The 6,245-nt window shown below is 36.5% G+C and carries 9 protein-coding genes; 6 read left to right on the top strand and 3 right to left on the bottom strand.

The window, feature by feature from the left end; translation table 11 throughout:
• The 3 genes from VKY50_RS11450 to VKY50_RS11440 form a co-directional block, all read left to right on the top strand.
• Positions 1 to 744: OB-fold nucleic acid binding domain-containing protein (locus VKY50_RS11450; RefSeq protein ID WP_324301960.1), on the top strand; the 744-nt coding region annotated here is incomplete at its 5' end.
• A gap of 161 nt (positions 745 to 905) precedes the next feature.
• A complete protein-coding gene (trxA, locus tag VKY50_RS11445) occupies positions 906 to 1,223 on the top strand; it encodes a thioredoxin (RefSeq protein WP_324301959.1) in 318 nt (105 codons plus the stop codon).
• Positions 1,224 to 1,396: 173 nt separating this feature from the next.
• Positions 1,397 to 1,786, top strand: coding sequence for an HIT family protein (locus VKY50_RS11440; protein ID WP_324301958.1), 390 nt, complete (start codon positions 1,397 to 1,399; stop codon positions 1,784 to 1,786).
• A 1-nt stretch (position 1,787) separates the two neighbouring features.
• On the opposite strand, the gene VKY50_RS11435 is transcribed toward VKY50_RS11440, so the two are convergent.
• The gene (locus VKY50_RS11435) at positions 1,788 to 2,135 is read right to left on the bottom strand and encodes a hypothetical protein (protein WP_324301957.1); all 348 of its coding nucleotides are present in this window, start codon (positions 2,133 to 2,135) and stop codon (positions 1,788 to 1,790) included.
• 18 nt (positions 2,136 to 2,153) lie between these two features.
• Complete coding sequence (locus VKY50_RS11430) at positions 2,154 to 3,293, bottom strand: sensor histidine kinase (protein WP_324301956.1); 1,140 nt, start codon at positions 3,291 to 3,293, stop codon at positions 2,154 to 2,156.
• A gap of 204 nt (positions 3,294 to 3,497) precedes the next feature.
• Here VKY50_RS11430 and VKY50_RS11425 point away from each other — a divergent pair, with 204 nt between their 5' ends.
• The 3 genes from VKY50_RS11425 (at position 3,498) to aat (ending at position 5,812) form a co-directional block, all read left to right on the top strand.
• Complete coding sequence (locus VKY50_RS11425) at positions 3,498 to 4,370, top strand: flavin reductase family protein (RefSeq protein WP_324301955.1); 873 nt, start codon at positions 3,498 to 3,500, stop codon at positions 4,368 to 4,370.
• A gap of 109 nt (positions 4,371 to 4,479) precedes the next feature.
• On the top strand, positions 4,480 to 4,863 hold the full coding sequence (locus VKY50_RS11420) for a DUF3127 domain-containing protein (protein ID WP_324301954.1): 384 nt from the start codon (positions 4,480 to 4,482) through the stop codon (positions 4,861 to 4,863).
• A 304-nt stretch (positions 4,864 to 5,167) separates the two neighbouring features.
• Positions 5,168 to 5,812: a leucyl/phenylalanyl-tRNA--protein transferase gene (gene aat / locus VKY50_RS11415; protein ID WP_324301953.1), complete on the top strand. Its 645-nt coding sequence runs from the start codon at positions 5,168 to 5,170 to the stop codon at positions 5,810 to 5,812.
• On the opposite strand, the gene VKY50_RS11410 is transcribed toward aat, so the two are convergent.
• The coding region (locus VKY50_RS11410; RefSeq protein ID WP_324301952.1) for a DNA-3-methyladenine glycosylase I at positions 5,781 to 6,245 on the bottom strand (465 nt) is incomplete at its 5' end. The genes aat and VKY50_RS11410 overlap by 32 nt on opposite strands.

The following is a 6,245-nucleotide window of genomic DNA, read 5'->3' as shown; positions in this document are numbered from 1 at the left end:
GAAAATTCGGCTCAAGTGAGTTTATTTGGTGATGCTAGTGATGTGCAAATTGCAGAACCCAACGTGCCGCCTTGTGAAGAATGGGGAACTATGGAAAAATTGGCACGCGAAAAAGAAGTGGTTGGTATCTATATTTCTGGTCATCCATTGGACGATTTTAAAATTGAGATGAATACGTTTTGTAATGCAACCTTGGCATTGTTCAATAATTTAGAGCCTTATGTTAACCGAGAGTTGACCTTTGGAGGCGTTGTTACTGATGTGCAACACAGAGTAAGCAAACAAGGTAAAGGTTGGGCTTTGTTTACTGTTGAAGATTATACTGATAGTTTTGAGTTCCGAATTTTTGGAGAGGAATATTTAAGATTTAGACACTTTTTGGTAAAGAGCTCTTTTGTGTATGTGCGTGTGTATGTTAAAGAAGGTTGGATTAATAAAGACACCCAAAAGAAAAGCGAACCACGCTTGCAGTTTAGTAATTTTCAGTTGCTACATGATGTGATGGAAACCTATGCTAAAAAGTTATCTGTTCAATTAAATATTAAAGATTTGCAGGAAAAACGAATTAATATTTTGAAAGATTTATTTAAAATGCACGAAGGCAACCAAGCACTTAATTTTGTGATTTATGACAATGACGAAAAATTAAAGCTGAACATGCCAAGTAGAAAGCAAAAAGTAAAAATATCGCAGGAATTACTGGATGAATTGACAAATAATGATGTGTTTTTTAAGTTGAATTAATATCTGATAATAATAGTATTCAATATTAATTCTAAAACTAAAAAAACCATCATAACCTGAACAAATTCAACCATAACCAAAACAAATGTTAAGCATGTAAGGTTTAGCAAAAATTTTGACTAATTTTGTAAATTAAAGTAAAACTCTTAAAGATAGAAAATATGGCATTAGAAATAACAGATGCAACGTTTGAAGAAACGGTTTTAAAAAGCGATAAGCCAGTAATGGTAGATTTTTGGGCTGCTTGGTGCGGACCATGTAGAATGGTTGGACCAATCATTGACCAAATTAGTGAGGAGTATGAAGGAAAGGCTATCGTTGGTAAATTGGATGTAGATGCAAATCAAGAATTTGCTGCCAAATATGGTGTAAGAAACATTCCAACAGTGTTGGTTTTCCATAAGGGAGAACTAGTGGGACGCCAGGTAGGTGTTTCACCTAAAAACGCTTACACCGACGCGATTGATTCACTTTTATAATAAGGGGAACAAAATACCAAAAAGGAAACAAATTATAAAAGTACCATTCAAAATATGTTTTTTGGGTGGTATTTTTATGTGCTGATTTTTAAAACTAGGGAATTAGTTTAAAAAAAGGTTTGAACTATTGCCAAAGCTTTTCTACTTTAGTATATCAATAAACCATTATACTTATGGCATCCATATTTACTAAAATTATCCAAGGAGAGATCCCATGTTATAAAATTGCAGAAGATGATCAGTTTTTTGCTTTTTTGGATATTAATCCAAATACCCCGGGGCACACCTTATGTATACCAAAAAAAGAGGTCGATAAAATTTTCGACTTGGATGAGCAAACTTATATGGATTTGATGGCTTTTTCAAGAAAAGTAGCTATTGCCATAAAGAAGGTGATCGATTGTAAACGAATTGGGATGTCCGTAGTTGGTTTGGAGGTGCCTCATACCCATGTGCATCTGATTCCATTAAATGCCATGAAGGACGTGACTTTTCAGACTAAGGTAAAGCTTACAGAGGAAGAATTTCAGGATATTGCCAGTAAGATAAGAGCAGCGCTATAGATTATATCACGTTGTTTAGAAGTACGTAAACTGTAATTCCCACCACTACTATGGACAAAAGAGTGATGACCGCTAAACGTGTTAGCTTAAAATAATGGGCCGGCGTCTCAATAGATTTAAGGTAGAACTCCCGAACTCTTTCAATATCATCGGTCCAGCGTACTGGATAAATATCGGTATTGCAATTTTGGCATTTTATACGATCGGTGATCTGGCTAGTGGCCATTTTATACCATGCATTTTCAATATGCTTTTGATAAAAAGTCAACAGTAAGCCTTCGTTTGAAAAACATTCAGGACAATTGTTAGTTAGTGCCGTTTGTTTGATCTGTTTTTGTTTAATTCTCACGCTGTATAAATTTACCTGTTATGGTGTTGTCTTTAACACAATTTGCATTTTTGTTCCCTTACCTACGGTGGAGGCAAAAACTCTTACTCTTCCATTGTGATAGTCTTCAATTATCCTTTTAACCAGAGATAAACCAAGTCCCCATCCTCTTTTCTTTGTGGTATATCCTGGCTCAAATATTTGATGGAAGTCATTTTTCTGAATTCCTTTTCCAATATCTATAACGTTTATTTTGACAAATTTCTTATCCAATTCCACCTCTATAGTTAGTCTGCCTTTCCCCTTCATAGCGTCAATGGCGTTTTTAATCAGATTTTCAATAGTCCAACTATAGAGTTGTCGATTAATGTCACAATATATAGGAATTTCGGGGGATTTAAAATCAAATTCCACAAGTTTTGAACTTCTTAGTTCTAAGTACTGGAATGTTTTGTAGGTTTCAGCGACAACATCCGATTTCTCCAAGGCTGGTACTGAACCTATTTTAGAAAAACGTTCAGTGATCACCAGTAAGCGATCGATATCCTTTTCGATTTCTGCAGTAATCTCTGGATTAACGTTTTCTGCCTTTAATAGCTCGCTCCAACCCAATAGTGAGGAAAGTGGTGTCCCAATTTGGTGTGCTGTCTCCTTAGCCATTCCTGCCCATAGCTTATTTTGGTCAGCTACTTTAAAGGTCCTATAAAAGAAATAGACCACTGCGGCAAAGAGAAAGATAACTAGTAGAAGGGCCATCGGATAGTATTTCAAATTGTTTAACACATCTGAATTTCCGTAGTATAAGGTGCCGTATTTGGTACCGCGAAATGTAACTTCTATGGGAGGATTTTCCGTGGTGAACTGTCGTATCTTTCGCTGAATGTACACACTGTCATCGACCCTGTTTTCTGGGAGATTGTTGGATGTAATCTCCCCTTCGTTCCCTACATATATCACTGGGGTACTAGTATTGTTTTTCATTACCGCTAGGGTAACATTCCCCATATCGCGGTCCAGATCAGTAGTTTGAATAAACTCCCCAAGGGCTTCTGCCCAAATTTTCATTTTAGAACGCTCCTCTTCCTTAAAACGTTGAAAAAAGACATAGGTGTTCCACAATACAGAGGTTACTATTGCTATAGAAGATATGATAAGTATCCAACGGGTGGTTTTTTTCAATAGTTCAAATTTAAATTCGACTGTATCATTAAAGATAAAGCAAAAGATGTAAATTTATTGCATCGGAAGGAACTTTCGAAACTTTTTTAAATGCATGCAACATTAGTAGAATATTCAATTCAGAGTTGTTTAATGGGCTTTGTGCTAATAGTTTGTATTTTAAAGGTGTTGTTATTTTGCATTATTTTTCTTTAAAACCGCTATATGTTGACCATTGATCCAAAAGAAATACCCACAGCTAAATTACATGCTTATTTATTAAACGCAGTAGCACCGCGACCTATAGCCTTTGCTAGTACGATTGATCATAAAGGAAAAGTGAATTTATCACCATTTAGTTTTTTTAATGTATATAGCTCCAACCCACCTATTATGATATTCTCGGCCAACCGGAGGGTAAGGGACAATACCACCAAGCATACTTTGAAAAATATTTTACAAACCAAGGAAGTGGTCATTAATATTGTCGATCATAGTATAGTTTATCAAGCCTCACTGAGTAGTACAGAGTATCCAAAAGGGGTTAACGAATTTGTGAAATCGGGTTTAACCATGTGCAAATCAGAGCTTGTTAGGCCCTATAGGGTAGCTGAATCCCCAGTTCAGTTTGAGTGTAAGGTAAATGAAATAATTGCCTTAGGGGATCAAGGAGGAGCTGGTAATTTAATTATAGCGGAGGTTTTGAAAATCCATATTCGCTCGGAGGTACTGGATGAGAATCATGCGATCGATCCGCTTAAAATTGATTTAGTGGCACGAATGGGAGGTGATTGGTATACACGCTCTAGAGAAGGAATGTTTGAGGTGCCTAAACCGCTAAGGTCCATAGGGATTGGTGTGGATCAGATTCCTGAATTTATAAGAAATAGTAGTATATTAACCGGAAATGATCTGGGAAGGCTAGCCAATGTAGAACAGATACCTACTAAACAGGAAGTAGAAGATTATGTAGCACAACACATGAAGGTTCGTGAACTGTTAAGTGGTGATGATCGCAGTCAGGTTCACCAAAGAGCAAAAGCGTTGATTGAAGAAAATAAAGTAGTAGAAGCCTGGAAACTATTACTGGCAAAGTAATTAATTTTTTTACCTTTGATGACGAATTGACATAATGTGAATATTAAGGTAAATTCAACTGGTTTTTTGTGGAAATTAGTGAATTTACAATATAAATAAAAGTTAGGATATGGAATTACAAGGAAGAATTAAGTTGATTGATGATACTAAAACCTTCGGAAATAATGGTTTTAGAAAAAGAGAGATGGTCGTTACCACAGAAGAGCAATACCCACAACACATCATGGTTGAGTTTATACAAGATAAATGTGACTTGCTTGATGCATATCGGCCTGGACAACAAGTTAAAGTAAGCATCAATCTAAGAGGAAGAGAATGGACAAATCCACAAGGCGAGACTAAATATTTTAACTCTATTCAAGGATGGAGAATTGAAAATTTAGAAACTGCACAAGGAGCTTCACCAGTGAACCATCCTCCTGTAACTCCACAAGATGCCTTTGAGCCAGCAAGTGATTTCAAAGAAGACGAGCACGATGATCTACCGTTTTAACGGCGCCATGGAGCTAAAATATTGTTTGCCTTTGCATTTGAATAATAATTAGTTTTAAGGCAATTGTTAGCTAACAATAAGAAGAAAGCCTCGACATATCAAACATGTTGAGGCTTAATTTTGTGGTTTTAGGTTTGCCATTGCTGTAAACTCAAAAAAGCAATGATGAAAAAATTTGATTGCAATGGCAGTTCCAAAGTAGGGATAAAAAATGGATCATACCAATAAAAGTTTCAATTTTATTAGTATTTTAATAAAATAATTGACAATACCTTTGTGGAATATGGTTTTTCTTACAGAAAACATGAGATTTCCTCCTGTTGAGACGGCAACAGCGGAAGGCGTGGTAGCCGTTGGTGGAGATTTATCAGTCAAGCGGTTGATTGAGGCCTATTCAGAAGGGATTTTTCCGTGGTTTGATCATGGCTCCTTAATTATGTGGTGGAGTCCTGATCCTAGAATGGTATTGCTACCTTCAGAGGTGAAAGTATCCAAGAGTATGCGTAAGATCCTACATAGACAGGTCTTTAGAGTGACCTATAATACAGCATTCGACAAGGTGATTAAACACTGCGCTACTACATCACGTAAAGGACAGGACGATACTTGGATTACCCCTGAGATGATTCATGCCTATACTTTACTTTATCAAAGAGGTATTGCTAAATCTGTTGAGGTGTGGTATAATGATCTGCTTGTAGGTGGGCTCTATGGTTTAGACCTAGGTCATGTGTTTTGTGGTGAAAGCATGTTTTCTTTAATGAGTAATGCCTCTAAAGTCGCATTGGTTACTCTAGCAAGAAATTTAGAGGAGCAAAAATACCGCCTTATCGATTGCCAGATGTATACCGATCATTTGGCCTCTATGGGCGCAAGAGAGATCCCACGAAAAGATTTTATAAAGATTTTAAAAAGTTCTACAACAGGCCTTGAACCTCTTTATATCTAAAACAGTCGATCTGATGATCGTTTACCATCCCTGTGGCCTGCATATGCGCATACATGACGGTAGATCCTACAAATTTAAATCCTCTTTTTTTTAAGTCCTTACTCAAAGCGTCGGATATGCTGGTAGTAGCTGGAGCTTCCTTGTAATATTTTACTTGGTTTTGGATTGGTTTTCCATCCACAAAATCCCAGATATAGGTGCTAAAGCTCCCAAATTCTTTTTGGATGGCCATGAATTGTTTGGCATTGGTGATGGTCGCTTTTATTTTTAATTTATTGCGTATAATACCAGGATTTTGTAATAGCAATTCATATTTATCCTCCCCATAGGCCGCGATTTTTTTATAATCAAACTGATCAAAGGCTTCTCGGAAGTTTTCTCGTTTTCTCAAAATCGTAATCCAGCTCAATCCTGCCTGAAAAGTTTCAAGAAC

This window comes from Galbibacter sp. (genome assembly GCF_035306585.1).
Classification (GTDB): Bacteria; Bacteroidota; Bacteroidia; order Flavobacteriales; family Flavobacteriaceae; genus Galbibacter.
This window is presented reverse-complemented; position numbering and strand designations above follow the sequence as displayed.